This window comes from Herbaspirillum frisingense GSF30 (assembly GCF_000300975.2).
GTDB lineage: Bacteria > Pseudomonadota > Gammaproteobacteria > Burkholderiales > Burkholderiaceae_D > Herbaspirillum > Herbaspirillum frisingense.
This window is the reverse complement of record NZ_AEEC02000010.1, coordinates 55,032-69,077: the sequence shown is the minus strand read 5'-3', so window position 1 is coordinate 69,077 and position 14,046 is coordinate 55,032. Positions and strand designations below refer to the sequence as shown.

At 66.3% G+C, this 14,046-nt stretch carries 12 protein-coding genes; 1 reads left to right on the top strand and 11 read right to left on the bottom strand.

Annotated features, from left to right (window positions below):
* Positions 1-12: 12 nt before the first annotated feature.
* The 6 genes from HFRIS_RS09205 to HFRIS_RS09180 form a co-directional block, all read right to left on the bottom strand.
* Positions 13-981 (bottom strand): LysR family transcriptional regulator, encoded by a 969-nt coding sequence (locus HFRIS_RS09205; protein WP_006463032.1) that lies wholly within the window; start codon positions 979-981, stop codon positions 13-15.
* Positions 982-1,194: 213 nt separating this feature from the next.
* Positions 1,195-2,382 carry an FAD binding domain-containing protein gene (locus HFRIS_RS09200; protein ID WP_244436281.1) on the bottom strand — a complete coding sequence of 396 codons (1,188 nt, stop codon included), beginning with the start codon at positions 2,380-2,382 and terminating at the stop codon, positions 1,195-1,197.
* A 104-nt stretch (positions 2,383-2,486) separates the two neighbouring features.
* On the bottom strand, positions 2,487-3,452 hold the full coding sequence (locus HFRIS_RS09195) for an XdhC family protein (protein WP_039875143.1): 966 nt from the start codon (positions 3,450-3,452) through the stop codon (positions 2,487-2,489).
* An 11-nt stretch (positions 3,453-3,463) separates the two neighbouring features.
* Positions 3,464-4,018 (bottom strand): hypothetical protein, encoded by a 555-nt coding sequence (locus tag HFRIS_RS09190; protein ID WP_006463029.1) that lies wholly within the window; start codon positions 4,016-4,018, stop codon positions 3,464-3,466.
* Complete coding sequence (locus HFRIS_RS09185; RefSeq protein ID WP_006463028.1) at positions 4,015-4,470, bottom strand: (2Fe-2S)-binding protein; 456 nt, start codon at positions 4,468-4,470, stop codon at positions 4,015-4,017. The genes HFRIS_RS09190 and HFRIS_RS09185 overlap by 4 nt, the downstream gene beginning before the upstream one ends.
* A gap of 11 nt (positions 4,471-4,481) precedes the next feature.
* Positions 4,482-6,635, bottom strand: a complete 2,154-nt coding sequence (locus tag HFRIS_RS09180; RefSeq protein WP_006463027.1) for a xanthine dehydrogenase family protein molybdopterin-binding subunit — start codon at positions 6,633-6,635, stop codon at positions 4,482-4,484.
* Positions 6,636-7,196: 561 nt separating this feature from the next.
* Between HFRIS_RS09180 and HFRIS_RS09175 the strand changes: the two genes are divergently transcribed.
* A complete protein-coding gene (locus tag HFRIS_RS09175) occupies positions 7,197-8,141 on the top strand; it encodes a GlxA family transcriptional regulator (protein WP_039875103.1) in 945 nt (314 codons plus the stop codon).
* Between the two features lie 43 nt (positions 8,142-8,184).
* On the opposite strand, the gene HFRIS_RS09170 is transcribed toward HFRIS_RS09175, so the two are convergent.
* The 5 genes from HFRIS_RS09170 to HFRIS_RS09150 all read right to left on the bottom strand — a co-directional run bounded on the left by HFRIS_RS09170 (position 8,185) and on the right by HFRIS_RS09150 (position 14,035).
* Positions 8,185-9,126, bottom strand: coding sequence for a GlxA family transcriptional regulator (locus HFRIS_RS09170; RefSeq protein WP_006463025.1), 942 nt, complete (start codon positions 9,124-9,126; stop codon positions 8,185-8,187).
* Positions 9,127-9,196: 70 nt separating this feature from the next.
* The gene (locus HFRIS_RS09165) at positions 9,197-11,221 is read right to left on the bottom strand and encodes an AMP-binding protein (RefSeq protein WP_006463024.1); all 2,025 of its coding nucleotides are present in this window, start codon (positions 11,219-11,221) and stop codon (positions 9,197-9,199) included.
* 17 nt (positions 11,222-11,238) lie between these two features.
* Positions 11,239-12,540: an MSMEG_0569 family flavin-dependent oxidoreductase gene (locus tag HFRIS_RS09160; RefSeq protein ID WP_006463023.1), complete on the bottom strand. Its 1,302-nt coding sequence runs from the start codon at positions 12,538-12,540 to the stop codon at positions 11,239-11,241.
* Between the two features lie 39 nt (positions 12,541-12,579).
* On the bottom strand, positions 12,580-12,867 hold the full coding sequence (locus HFRIS_RS09155) for an MSMEG_0570 family nitrogen starvation response protein (protein ID WP_006463022.1): 288 nt from the start codon (positions 12,865-12,867) through the stop codon (positions 12,580-12,582).
* Positions 12,860-14,035 carry an MSMEG_0565 family glycosyltransferase gene (locus HFRIS_RS09150; protein WP_244436280.1) on the bottom strand — a complete coding sequence of 392 codons (1,176 nt, stop codon included), beginning with the start codon at positions 14,033-14,035 and terminating at the stop codon, positions 12,860-12,862. Before HFRIS_RS09150 ends, HFRIS_RS09155 begins: the two co-directional genes overlap by 8 nt.
* Positions 14,036-14,046: the final 11 nt, after the last annotated feature.

Here is a 14,046-nt window from a genome sequence, read left to right as displayed (position 1 = left end):
TAGTCCTGCGGTCTAGTCCTGAACCGGCGCCGCCGGCTGCGGCAATACCGGCAGCGCCGTGGCCAGGTGCTGTTCCAGCACGTCGATGAAGACCTTTACCTTCAGGGCGGTCTCGCGGTTGGAGGGATAGACGGCATAGATGCTGACGTCCATGGCACCGGGGTTGGCTTCGTAGGCGGGCAGCGCCCACACCAGCCGCCCGGCCTGGACGTCATCCATCACCAGCCACACCGGCAGCATGGCCACGCCATACCCGCCCAGGCAGGCCTGGCGCAGCATCTCGGAATTATTCACCGACAGCGAGCCGCTCACCTCCACCGTCTGGATAGGCTCGGCTGGCGTGGCCGGCCCAGCGGGTGCCGCCAGCGGACGAAAGCGCCACTGGCGTGACTGGCTGGCATAGGAAAAGCTGAGGCAATCGTGCAGGCGCAGGTCGGCCGGAACCAGCGGCATGCCGACCGCCTTGAAGTACTCGGGACTGGCGCAGATGATGCGCCGCTGGTCGGCCAGCCAGCGCGTATGAAGCTCGGCTTGCGGCACCGGCTTGCCGATGCGGATGGCAACATCCACCGAATCTTCGGCCAGATCGCTGATGCCGTCACTGAGATTAAGATGTACGGCCAGCTTGGGATAGGTCTGCTGCAACTGGCACAGGGCCGGCGCCAGGTAGAGCGTGCTGAAGGTGACCGGTGCCGAAATCTTCAGCCGCCCCTGCGGTACGCCTTCCTGGGAAGCCAGGTTCTCGGCTTCCTCGATCTGTTCCAGGATGACCAGCACGCTCTCGTAGTACAGGCGCCCGCTGTCGGTGAGCGTCACCGTGCGGGTAGAGCGATTGAGCAGCCTGGCGCCGACGCGCCGCTCCAGCGCATCGATGAGACGCACCACCGATGAAGGCGCAATGCCCAGGTTGCGTGCAGCGGCCGAAAAGCCGCCGGTGCTGGCCACCACCGAGAATGCCTTGAGCTCTGAAAACCGGTCCATGATCGTTGCGCCATGTTCGTTGAAAAACCCGCTGCGATGCGGATCAGGCGCGCCCCCCGCTGGCATGGCGCCTGTTGTGGAGCCACATTGTACCGACCCGGAGGATCGGCAACAGCGGGAGATCGACAGTGACCGGGAAAGTCCCGCCACGCGGGACTAGGGCCTGTTCACATTTACTCTGCGAGAGATTAAATGTGAACAGGCCCTGGCCCATCAGGGATGATGGAACAGCAGCAACTGGCCCGCTTCCACACCCTGGCGCAGCAACTGCTGGCCCAGGGCCACCTGGCGCGGTTCCCAGCGCGCCAGGGCAGCATCGATATCGTCCGGGCTGGCCTGCAATGCATCGGCCAGGCTCAGTGCATTGGCGGCAGCCTTCAGGGTACTGGCTGCGGTATGCGGGCGTGGAATGGAGGCCGCATCGCCCAGGATCAGCACCCGACCGCTGACCATCTGTTCCACTGCCAGGTCGCGGATGGCCTGGACGAAGGGGGCATCGGTGGCCAGCACTGCATCACGGAAGGGCGGCGGCAACAGCTGCGGCGCTTCCTCGCGCAGGTGCTGGCGCCAGCGGGGGGCCAGCAGGCCTTCCGGCACCGAATAGGCGCGCTGGCGGCCATCGCGATCCAGCATCACCTGTTCCAGCATGGCCTCACTGGCCACGCGGTACCAGACCCAGTTGTAGAGACGCTGCTCGGGCCAGATGCTGTTGCCCTCCCCTGGTACCAGGTAACCCAGGATGTGCGAGCCGGTATGGTTGGCAAAGCCGAAGTCGCCATGCAGCACAGCGCGGGTGGTGGCCGGCATATCGGCCTCGGGCAGCAGCCCACGCCAGGCCAGGTAGCCGGCATAGCCGGGCCGCTGCGCCGGCCAGAATTGGCTGCGCACGCGGGAATCCCCGCCGTCGGCGCCGATCAGCAGGTCGCCGCTGGCGCGGCTGCCATCCTCGAAGCACGCCGTCACGCGGGCGCTGTCCGGGTCCTGCTCCACATGCGACAGCACCCGGCCCTGATGGTAGTGCTCGCTGCCGAAGACCGACTTCAGCGTGCTATAGATCAGGGACCAGGAAGTCTGGGTCTGCGGCGCCGGTCGCCGTACCCGCACGCTGCCATCCTTGTCGAGAACGACGCGGTTGATCGAGGGCACGCCCAGTGCCTGGCGGCGGATATCGACGCCAATGCGGCGGAACACCTCCAGCACCTCCGGTTGCAACACAATGCCGCCGCCCCGACTGTCGAGATCGCTGGCCGAGCGCTCGTAGATGTCAACGTCCCAGCCGATCTGGCGCAGCATGGTGCCGGCAAACAGACTGCCGAGCGAGCCACCGATGATGACGGCGTGTCGCGGGCGGGATGGCGATGGGGAGGAAACAGCGGAAGAGGAAGGCAAGGAAGTGGACACGATCTGACCCCGATATTGGACTGTCCCCACTATGCCCTGACTGCCCATGGGTGGGAATGCATCCCGGATCGCAAGGCCTTTTGCGCTGGGCGCAATGGACAGGATCAGTACGCCGGCATGGCCGCTTCCCTGGTTCCGCCACGGACCTGGATCATCTGCGCCATGATGGAGATGGCAATCTCGTGCGGCGTGCGGCTGCCGATGTCCAGCCCGACCGGGCCGTGCAGCTTGGCGATCTGATCGGCATCGAGGTCCAGCTGCAGCAGACGTTCACGGCGCCGTGACTGGTTCAGCCGCGAGCCGATGGCGCCGATGTAGAAGGCGTCGGTCTTGAGCGCTTCCATCAGGGCCATGTCGTCCAGGCGCGGATCATGGGTCAGAGCCACCACGGCGCTGCGGTGGTCCAGCCGCATCTCCAGCACCAGATCATCGGGCATGGCATGCACCACCGCCACGCCCGGCAATGACCATGCCAACCGGTGTTCTTCACGCGGATCGCAGACGGTGACCTGGTAATCGAGGGCAGTGGCAATCTGGGCCAGGAACTGCGAGAGCTGGCCGGCGCCGATGATCAATAGCCGCAGCCGGGGGCCATGGAGTGTCGTCAGGCTATGCGTGTCGAGCTGCAACGGTGCGTCTTCGCCGGCATCTTCCAGCAGGACCGTGCCACTGGCCAGGTCCAGTCGGCGTCGGGTCAGCACCCGGCGCTGCAGGCGCGCCAGCAAGGCGGCCATCTGGCTGTGCGGCCCCAGGGGTTCGACCAGCAGTTCCAACGTGCCGCCGCAAGGCAGCCCGAAGCGGTGCGCCTCATCGGCGGAAATGCCATAACTGAGCCGTTGCGGCGTGCGCCGCGTCATGCCGTCAGCGCGGGCATGGGCGATCAGGTCATCCTCGATGCAACCGCCCGAGACTGAACCGACCACCACGCCATCGGCACGGATGGCCATGGTGGAGCCCGGTGGCCGGGGACTGGAGCCCCAGGTCCGCACCACCGTGACATATTCGCAGGCATGCCCCTGCTGCAACCATTGCACGCAGGCCTGCAAAACCTGCAGATCGATACTGTCCATGCGGCCGCGAATCAACCCGGGCAGGGCATGCCGGCAGCCGACCACATCCCCAGCATCTGCACGAACTGCGCATGCGACATCGGCGGGATGGTGCGGTCGGCACCGGGCGACCAGGCCCACAGCACCAGTGGATCGGTCTTCATATGTTCGATGACCTGGGCACCGGTCTTGCGGTTGCCGTTGCGGGCCGGGTCACGCATCTGCTCACATACGCCCTTCTTGTCCAGACCCTGCCAGCGCATGGAGAGCGGTGCCAGGTGCCAGTTGGGCGCGCCGGGGACCTTGCCCTGGGCAGTGTTGGTGGCCTGGTGGCAGGCCGCACATTGCAGCACGGCCGAGCCATGACCATCCTTGCCGCGCACCACCTGCTGGGCATGCAGCACGCCCATGTCTTTCTGGTGCGGAGCTTCGGCCTGGTGGCAGTTCAGGCAGCGCGGCGACATCACTACGCTGGCAATCGGTTCGAAGAGCGTCCCATCATCCCGGGCCGGCTTGCCCTTGCCTTGCGCCTGCGCCTGGGTGAGCGAACACAGGGCCAGCAGCATCACCATCAGTGCGCGCATCATGACTGCCCCGCCGCTTTGTGGATCGCCGCGCGGATGCGCGGATAGGTCCCGCAGCGGCAGATGTTGCCGGACATGGCCTGGTCGATGTCCTTGTCGCTAGGCTTGGGGATGGCGCGCAACAAGGCCACTGCCGCCATGATCTGGCCCGACTGGCAGTAACCGCATTGCGGCACGTCGATCTCGGCCCAGGCCGCCTGCACCCGCTGTCCCACCGGGGTGGCGCCGATGGCTTCGATGGTGGTGAGCTTCTTTCCCACCGCCGCCGAGGCCGGCATGACGCAGGCACGTGCCGGCTGGCCGTCGACATGCACGGTGCAGGCGCCGCACAGGGCCGCACCGCACCCGTATTTGGTGCCGGCCATCTGCAGTTCATCGCGCAGTACCCACAACAGGGGCGTATCCGGCTCGGCCTCGACCTTGACCACCTTGCCGTTGATGTTCAGAGAAATCATGTGTGCTCCTGTCAGCTTGCTTGCAAGGCGGCCACGATGGGCAGCTTGCGGATTCGTGTTCCCGTGGCCGCATGCACGGCGTTAGCCAGTGCCGGCATGACACCGGAGGTACCTGGTTCGCCCATGCCGCCAGGGGCTTCCTGGCTGGCCACGATGTGGGTCTGGATACGCGGGGTCTCGAACATGCGCATGACGCGATAATCGTCGAAGTTGCCCTGCTCCACCTGGCCATTGCGCAGCGTGATGTTGCCCCACAATGCGCCGGACAGACCAAAGATCACCGCCCCTTCGACCTGGGCCTGCACGGTATCGGGATTGACCACCACGCCGCAGTCCAGCGCGCAGACCACGCGCTGCACCCTGACCTCGCCCTGCTCCACCTCGACATCGACCACCATGGCCATGTAGGTGCCGAAGGCGAACTGCACCGACAGGCCGCGTCCGGTCTTGCCTTCACGCGGACCATGCCAGCCGGCCTCGCGGGCCGCCACCTCCAGCACCTTGCGAGCGCGCGGATTGTCCCCCAGCAGGGAGAGCCGGTACTGCAGCGGATCGATGCCGGCCGCAAAGGCCAGTTCGTCGATGAAGCTTTCCACCACGAAGACATTGTGGGTCGGCCCCACGCCGCGCCAGAAGGCAGTCGGCAACTGCGGTTCGTGGCGGGTGTAATCGACCTGGATGGCCGGGAAGGCATACGGCGGGCGCTCGGCGCCATCCAGGGTCTCCTCGTCATAGCCATTCTTGAAGGCCGGTGGCAGGAATCGCCCCAGCACCGACGAACCGGTCAGGTGATGGAACCAGGCCACTGGCTGGCCCTGGGCATCGATGCCGGCGCGCAGGCGGTCGAACCAGTAGGGGCGGTACATGTCGTGGCGGATATCGTCCTGGCGACTGTAGATCACCTTGACCGGGTGCTTGACCTGGGTGGCGATGCGCACGGCACGCTCGACGCCGTCGATTTCGAGACGACGACCGAAGCCGCCACCCAGCAAGAAGTTGTGCACCGTCACGCGGTCCTGTGGCAGCCCGGTGACCTTGGCGGCCACAGCCCGCGCCAGCGTCATCACCTGGGTGCCGGTCCATACCTCGCAGTGGTCGGGGGTGACATGCACGGTACAGTTCATCGGCTCCATGGCGGCGTGCGCCAGGAAGGGTAATTCGTAGGTCGCCTCCAGCACCTTGGCCGCCCCGGCGATGCGAGCCTCGGGGTCCCCCTCGCTGCGCACGCGGGCGGCCGCGCTCTGGCTGGCGCGTCGCATGTCGGAAACGATGTCCTCGGTGGACAGACTCGCATGCGAGCCGGCATGCCAGGTCGGACGAGCCGCCAGCAAACCCTTTTGCGCGGCGCCATAGTGGTCGGCGATGACCGCCACGCAGTCGTCCAGACGTACCACCTGGCGCACTCCGCGCACGCGCAGTGCGGCTGCTTCGTCCACGCTGTCCAGGCGTCCCCCGATGGTAGGGGTGATGGCCAGTGCGGCTACCTTCATACCGGGCAGTTGCACGTCCATTCCGTAGCGGGCCGAACCATCCAGCTTGCCGGCAGTGTCCAGGCGACGGGCTGGCTTGCCGATCAGGCGAAAATCGGCCGGCTGCTTGAGCACGATGCTGGCCGGTGCAGGCAGCGGCATGGCAGCGGCCGCCTCGACCAGTTCACCGTAGCCCAGCTTGCGGCCACTGGCGGGATGCATCACGGTTCCACTGCGTGCCAGGCAGCTGGCGGGGTCGACCTGCCAGCGTTGCGCGGCCGCCTGCACCAGCAACATGCGGGCGGCGGCGCCGGCCTGGCGCATCGGCATCCACGCTGCGCGCATGGTGGTGGAACCACCGGTGACCTGGAAGCCCAGGGCCGGGTTCATGTAGCGCTTGTCATCGGCGCCGGCATGTTCCAGGACGACGTCGTGGAGATCGATCTCCAGTTCTTCGGCAATCAGCATGGGGACCGAGGTATAGGTCCCCTGCCCCATTTCCACATAAGGCATGGTCATGGTGACCCGGCCATCACTGGCGATGCGCAGTACGGCACTGGGCTCCCAGCTGCTGCCGGTGTCCGCAGCGCCAGGCTTGGTACGGGCGTGCGCACCGGCCTGGGGCAACAGCACCCCCAGCATCAGGCCACCGCCGCCGGCAGCCAGGGTTTTGAGAAAAAGTCGACGGTCGGTCATGGGCGATCCTGGCGTGTCAATGCTGCAGCCATCCCTGTCACGGGAGTGCCACGTCAAGGCTGGTTGGAAAGAGTCCCGCGGACATCGGTCTCGGTCATCGATCAACGGTCATGACCTGGCCTGACACCCGTGGCGGAGAATGGACAGTCCGGGCAAGGAAGATGTGGCATACCACAGTGCGTTCTTGCGCTTGGGACCAGGCAAATTATACGGAGCCAACCATCCTGCAACAGTCAGGAAAGCATGCAAAACCGGCCATCAAGATGAGCTTGCATCGGCCACGGAAAGCGCCATGCCGATGGCAGGAATCACCTGTTTTCCTGTCCTTCGCAAGGTCCTGGCCGGTGCTATATTCAGCCGTCCCGCTCGCTCGTACCGGACGCGCGCTGCGTCTGGAGAGGCGGCGTTCCTGTTGCTTGCCGTATCGAAAGAATCACTGGCCGGCCTCGCTGTCATGGCTGCTCCCACCACCGGGGGCGGCCGCTGCATGGATGAGGTCTTGTTGCCAAGAGAGTGCGCTTGTATGCTGGCGGGACCTGTTTTCTACGTTCGTGAGGTCCCGTGGTTGCCCGTGTCGCGTTGCTTGTCTATCCCGGATTCCATATCCTGGATCTCTCCGTTCTCACCATCCTGGGAATCGCCAACCACTTTGCGCCGGGCAGCTATGCCGTGGACATCGTCTCCATGCGGGGCGGCAACATCGAGACCCGCTCCGGGGTCCCCATCGGCACCCAGGCCATTGACGACACCCCCTACGACACCCTGCTGGTGGCCAGCACACCGGCCGTACCCACGCCCTGCCCGGGCCTGCTGGATCGCCTGCGCCAGGCCGAGCGGGATAGTCGTCGCATCGCCGGTATCTGTACCGCCGCCTTCCTGCTGGCCGAAGCCGGCCTGCTCGACGGCCGCGCCGTGACCACTCATTGGAGTTTCGCTGACACGCTGGCGACGCGGTTCCCGCAGCTGCGGGTACAGCCGGACCAGATCTACGTGCGCGATGGCAAGTTCTGGAGTTCGGCCGGCATGACGGCCGGCATCGATATGGTGCTGGGTCTGGTGGAGTCCGATCTCGGCCACGAGGTCACGCGGGCCATCTGCAAGACCATGGTGCTCAGTCATCGTCGTCCGGGAGGCACCAGCCAGTTCTCGGTACTGGCCGAGATCGATCCCAAGCAGGAACGCATCCAGCGCGTGCTCAGTTTCATCCGGGAAAACCTGCGCGAACCACTGACCATCCAGCAGTTGGCAGACCAGGTCAACTGGAGTGCGCGCCACTTCAGCCGTACTTTCCAGGCCGAGACTGGCCTGTCCCCCGCCAAGGCCATCGAAAAATTGCGTGTGCAGGCTGCGCAGTCACTGATGGAAAGCGGTCACTCCACCCCGTCCCGCATTGCAGTGCAGACCGGCTTTGGCGATGACGAGCGGATGCGGCGCGCCTTTGCCCGCGTGCTGGGGGAATCTCCGCAAAAGATCCTGCGCGACATCCGCACCCGCAAGCAGGCCTGAGCAGGCCGGTACGGGGTGCCTGGGGCCTGGATCAGGCCCCCCTTCAGGCCCTGACTTCCCGCCGCATCGATTGCGGCGGCACGCCATAACCACGCATGAAGACCTCTCGCATGTGGCGACGGTCGCGAAAACCCGTTTCGCGGGCGATCACTTCCAGCGGATGGCGGCTCTGCTCGATCATCAGGCGCGCCGCTTCCAGACGCAGACCTTCGATCGCCTTGGAGGGCGACAAGCCGGTCTCGGCGGTGAAGACGCGGCTGAACTGGCGCGGGCTGAGATTGGCCTCCTCGGCCAGTTCTTCCACCGTGAGCGGTCGCATCAGGTTCTTGCGGGCGTAGTTGAGGGCATTCTGGATGCGGTCGGTCTTGGGGGCCAGGGAGAGCATTTCAGAATGCTGGGTCTGACCGCCGGTGCGATGCTGATGCATCACCAGGTTGTGCGCCACACCGCGTGCCACGTCCTCGCCCAGGTCCTTGCCGACCATGGCCAGCGCCATGTCCAGCCCGGCGGTCATGCCGGCCGAGGTCCAGATGGCGCCGTCGACGATGTAGATGCGGTCGTCCTCGACCTGGATGTCCGGGAAGCGCGCCTGCATGTCGCGAGCGAAAAACCAGTGGGTGGTGGCACGGCGCTTGGACAACAGGCCCGATTCGGCCAACACGAAACCACCGGTACAGATGGCCGCAATGCGTCGGGCACGCTGGCCGGTGGTCTGCAGGAAACTGCGTTCCTCCTGGCTGGAGGGCGACTCCAGCGGATTGCCCACGCCGCAGACCATCCAGCTGTCGATGTGATCGGCCTGCTCCACCGGGAGCGTGGCGATGGACATGCCCAGCGAGGAGCGCACATCGCCACCAGCTACCGAGAAATTGCGCAGGGCATAGAAGTCCTCGCCGGCCACCTTGTTGGCGTACTCGAAGACGGTCTGCGTCGCCAGCCCCATGACCTGGAAACCGTCGGTGAGCAAGTAGCCGATGTGATGCATGCTGATTCCTTCCCGTTTCCCCGTTGTGCAAGCCAGCACGATAGCCGCCCGCCTGCGTTCGTGCAAGCGCTCAGGCTGGGAGCGGTACTACCTCCGCGCCCGCAGAGAGGTGCAGGCCGGCTTCGGGCAACTTCTGCGGCGCGCCGGCCAGCAGCGTGTGCAAGGCCGCCAGTTCCGGCGGGCAGGCGGCGTCCTGCAGTTCGCCATTGACCATCTCGCGCATCAGACGGCGCAGGACCTTGCCCGAGCGCGTGCGCGGCAAGCTCTCCACCAGCACGATGCGACGCGGCCGCGCCCAGGCACCGATGGCCGACACCACGGCTTCCCCCAGCCGGTGTTCCAGCAGGCTGGGCAGGTATTGGATACCGGCACGCGGCACCACCACCGCCATCGGCACCTGCCCGCGCAGGCGATGCGGCATGCCGATCACGGCCACCTCGGCCACGGCATCGTCGGCCAGCAGGACTTCCTCCACCTCGCGCGTTCCCAGGCGCTTGCCGGCCACGTTGATGACGTCGTCGGCCCGGCCCAGTACGCGCAGATGACCATCCGGCCCGGCCACCGCCACGTCGAAGGTGGCATAGCGCCACTGGCCCTGCTCACGCCGCCAGTAGGTGCTCAGGAATTGTTCATCACGCTGCCACAGCGTAGTCAGGCAACCGGGCGGCAAGACGCCGCTGGCGACCAGCAAACCCTTGTCACCGGGGGCGCAGGGCTGGCCGCCCTGCCCTCCCTGCCCCTCCAGCACGGCCAGCCGGTAGCCGGCCGCCGGCATTCCCGGCGAACCCCGCTGGCGTCGTAACGGAGTGTGACCATCGAGATCGGTCAGCGGCAGGCCGATCATGGGCGAGCCGGTCTCGGTCTGCCAGTAGTGATCGATGACGGGCTTGCCCAGCGCCTCTTCCAGCCAGTCGGCGGTCGGTTCGTCCAGCGGTTCGCCGGCCAGGAACAGGCAACGCAAGGACGACAGGTCGGCGCTGCGAAAGGCGCGGCGCCCGCCTCGCTTGAGCAGCCGCATCGCCGTGGCCGAGGACAGCATCAGATCCACGCCATGCCGCTCCACCAGCCGCCACCAGGCACTGGCATCGGGCCGCAGCGGCGAGCCTTCGTAGAGCACGCTGCGCATGCCCAGCAGCAAAGGACCATACAACCCATAGCTGTGACCGACCACCCATCCCAGGTCGGAGGTGGTGAACAGGGTCTGCCCGGGCCGGGCCTGGAACAACAGGTCCATCGAAGTCGCCAGCGCCACCGCGTGGCCGCCGGTATCGCGCTGCACGCCCTTGGGCTGGCCCGTGGTGCCGGAGGTGTAGAGCAGATAGCTGGGTTCGTTCGATTCCAGCCAGACACAGGGCACGTCGGCCTGCAGATGGCGCTCGCGCAGCGCCGCGTAGTCGTGGTCGCGCCCGACCACCCTCGTCCAGGGCAACACGCCGCGATCCACCACCAGCACCGGGCAGGCATGAACGGCGATCTCCAGGGCCTGATCGACCCAGGCCTTGTAGCCTACCGCCACGCCATTCTGGAAACCGGCATCGGCACACACCACCAGCGCCGGGCGCGCATCGACGATGCGGCTCGCCAGGCTGGCCGGTGCGAAGCCGCCGAACACCACCGCGTGCACCGCGCCAATGCGGGCGCAGGCCAGCATGGCGATGGCGGCCTCGGCCACCATGGGCAGATATATCAGCACCCGGTCACCGCGCCGCACCCCGCGTTCCAGCAGGATGGCGGCCATCGCATTGACCTCGCGATGCAGCTGGCGATAGCTCAATACCCGCTCGTGGCCGCCGTCCTGCTGCGCCTTCGGCTCGCCCTGCATCTCGTTAGAAATGCAGATCAGGGCCGCCTGCTCAGCCCGCGCCGGCAGATGGCGGTCCACGGCGTTATGGCAGAGATTGGTCAGCCCGCCTACGAACCAGCGCGCAAACGGCGCCCGGCTGTCGTCGAGGACCTGATCAAATTCGCGTTGCCAGCTGATACGGCCGGCCTGCTCGCGCCAGAAGCCCTCGGGGTCCTGCTGCGAGCGGCGCATCAGGCGGCCATAGGCGGAACTGGCGGCGTCGACGGGCGAAAGTACGGCTTGCTGCGGCATGGGAAACTCCCTTGGGCTCAGGCGGCCTGTGACAGCGCCGATGGTGTCGATTCAGTGGACGACGTCGCCCCGGCACGCAAGGCGCTGATGTGGTCGAACAGGTAGCGCGCATCGCGGTCGATGCCGGAGAAGCGACCCGAGCCCCAGGTGTATTGCCACGGCAGGCCCAGGAAGTAGAGGCCGGGAGCCGCCGTCACACCACGCTCGTGACCGGGATAGCCACGGCCGTCGAAGATGGGTTCGTTGATCCAGCTGAAATCGGTACGGAAGCCGATGCACCAGACCACCGCCGAAATGCCCGAGGCGCGCAGGTCCAGCGCCCGCGCCGTATCCGAAGGCGGCTGCCAGACCGGCACATAGCGGGCTTCGGTCGGCGCCTCGATGCCGTTGGCGTCGATGAAGCGGTCGATGCTGTCCTTGATGCTCTCGGAGACAGCGTCGGCCTCGTCCAGGTAACCCTTCACGCCGCCGCCGAAGTGCGCCACCTCGCCCTCCAGGCTCTCGAACTTGCCATAGAGCTGCATGCCTTCCAGGGCGAACTTGCGCAGGTCGATATCGCGCCCGCCATCACGGCCGGTGACGTAGTGGTTGGTTTTTTCGCGTACGCCCGTGCCCAGCGGATGCTTGTCCACCGGCAGGTCGTAATACTTCATCTTGTCCAGCCACTCGACCACATCCTTGCCCCGGTAGGTGCGCGCCACGCGAGGCGCGTCACCCACGCCCAGGTGCACGCGACGGCCGGCCAGGTGCAGGTCTTCGGCGATCTGGCAACCGGACTGGCCGGTGCCCACCACCAGCACCTCGCCCTCCGGCAGCGATTGCGGATTGAGATACTGGCTGGAGTGGATCTGCACGATATCGGCCGGCAGGCGCTCGGCCGCACGCGGCACCACCGGGATGTGATAGCCACCCACCGCCACCACCACCTGATCGGCCGAATAGGCGCCATCGCTGGCGGTGATGCGCCACAGCCCGTCCTCGCGCCACAGCTTGTTCACGCTCACGCCTTCACGCACCGGCGGCTGGAAGCTGGCGACGAAGCCATCCAGGTACTCGACGATCTCATCCTTCTTCATGAAGCCGAAGGGATCGTTGCCGCGATACGGATAGCCCGGCAGGTTGCATTGCCAGTTGGGCGTGACCAGGCAGAAGGTATCCCAGCGCTCGTTGCGCCAGGCGTGGCCGACCTGGTGCTTTTCCAGCACCAGATGATCGACTCCGGCCTGCTTGAGGTACCAGCTGATGGACAGCCCGGCCTGGCCGCCGCCGATGATGATGACACTGTGATGGCGCACTGCGCCTTGGCTTGCAATGGACATGATGTTCCTCGTGGGATGTTGTCGGGTTGGATGAGCAGATCAGGGCAGGAAGGCTTCGACCACCACCTCGGCGTCGGCCTGGCCCTCGAAACGGGCGGCGGTCTCTTCGATGCGGCGCAGCTGGTCCATGGCCGATGAGCAGGCGAAGCCGTATTTCTCGCGCACGCGCTCGCTGCCGATGTTGAGGGCAGTGGCGCTACGCTCGACGAAATCGGCCAGCCGATAACGGCTACCGGCTTGCAGGTGTTCCTTGACCACCAGCGAGGGCGAATAGCAGTCGCTGACGGTGTCGTCCGGCCAGCGGACGCGAAAGTGCATTTCAGGCATGGTGTTCCTCTTGGGGTGTTGCAGATGGGGCGCGCTGGCCCAGGTAATCGTGGTAAAGCTCAAGATGGCGTCGCGCCGAGCGCGACCAGGAAAATCCCGCACAGATCGCCTGGCCGGCGGCCACCATCGCGGCGCGGCCGGCCGGGTCGAGCGCATGCGCAATGCCGGCGGCAATCGAGGCAGGGTCATGGGGATCGACCCAGGCGCAGCAACCACCGTCCAGATATTCGGTAAAAGGGGCGATGCGCGAGACCACTGCCGGCACGCCGCTGGCCATGGCTTCCAGCACCACCAGGCCGAAGCCTTCCTTGAGGGAGGGAAACACCAGTGCATCGGCACAGCGAAACAGGGCCGGCATGTCGGCGTCCGGCACCTGGCCGAGGATGCGCAGCGCGCCCGGCGGCAGATCGGCAGCCTGCAGTTCATCCTGGAAACTGCGCTGGTAGTCGGCGTGGTCCAGCACGCTGGCGCCACCGGCAATCACCAGTTGCGCCTGCGGATAGACGCGCCGCAGCCGCAGGAAGGCACGCAGGATGCCCAAGGTATTCTTGCGTGGTTCCACCCCGCCCACCGCCAGCAGCACCGGTGCGCCATCCAGCCCCAGTTCCTGGCGCAGCAGTGGGTCGCGCTGGGCTGCCTGCACCGCAGGTGTTGCGGTGTAGCGCTGCAGGTCGACGCCATTGGAGACCAGCTCGGCCCGCACGCCGTGCTCGCGGGCCAGGATGTCCTGCCAGGTGCGGCTCACGCACAGCAGACGGTCAGCGGCGCGATAGCCGCGTTCCTGCCAGGCGTGCAGCCGCAGGTCGTCGAACTGGTCCAGGTGATGCACGGTGCGCACATAGCCCGGGATCACGCCACGGGCGACCAGCGTGGCCAGGGCGTTGGCACTGATCGAATCCTGGGCGTGGTAGAGATCGAAGCGGTCCATGCCGGGCTGTTCGAAGCAGCGCAGATAGTCGTCGATACGCTGGCGCACCATGTCCACCACGTCGGCGCAGTGCACCGACCCCGGCACGGGATGAAAACCACAGGCAGCTTCGCGGAACAGACCGCGTCCACGGGCATCGGGCGCGAACAGCGTGGTCTCCTGTCCCAGGGCCTGCAGGCTCTCGGCCAGTTGCAGGGCATGCACCACGCCGCCCCGGGGGTTGACCGAGTGGGTCAGCATGGCGATCCGCA

Bases quoted from the DNA above. Each gene is read 5' to 3' on its own strand.
- HFRIS_RS09160 (WP_006463023.1), bottom strand. From the start codon at position 12,540: ATGTCCATTGCAAGCCAAGGCGCAGTGCGCCATCACAGTGTCATCATC.
- HFRIS_RS09150 (WP_244436280.1), bottom strand. From the start codon at position 14,035: ATGCTGACCCACTCGGTCAACCCCCGGGGCGGCGTGGTGCATGCCCTG.
- HFRIS_RS09165 (WP_006463024.1), bottom strand. From the start codon at position 11,221: ATGCCGCAGCAAGCCGTACTTTCGCCCGTCGACGCCGCCAGTTCCGCC.
- HFRIS_RS09155 (WP_006463022.1), bottom strand. From the start codon at position 12,867: ATGCCTGAAATGCACTTTCGCGTCCGCTGGCCGGACGACACCGTCAGC.
- HFRIS_RS09190 (WP_006463029.1), bottom strand. From the start codon at position 4,018: ATGATGCGCGCACTGATGGTGATGCTGCTGGCCCTGTGTTCGCTCACC.
- HFRIS_RS09170 (WP_006463025.1), bottom strand. From the start codon at position 9,126: ATGCATCACATCGGCTACTTGCTCACCGACGGTTTCCAGGTCATGGGG.
- HFRIS_RS09205 (WP_006463032.1), bottom strand. From the start codon at position 981: ATGGACCGGTTTTCAGAGCTCAAGGCATTCTCGGTGGTGGCCAGCACC.
- HFRIS_RS09195 (WP_039875143.1), bottom strand. From the start codon at position 3,452: ATGGACAGTATCGATCTGCAGGTTTTGCAGGCCTGCGTGCAATGGTTG.
- HFRIS_RS09180 (WP_006463027.1), bottom strand. From the start codon at position 6,635: ATGACCGACCGTCGACTTTTTCTCAAAACCCTGGCTGCCGGCGGCGGT.
- HFRIS_RS09185 (WP_006463028.1), bottom strand. From the start codon at position 4,470: ATGATTTCTCTGAACATCAACGGCAAGGTGGTCAAGGTCGAGGCCGAG.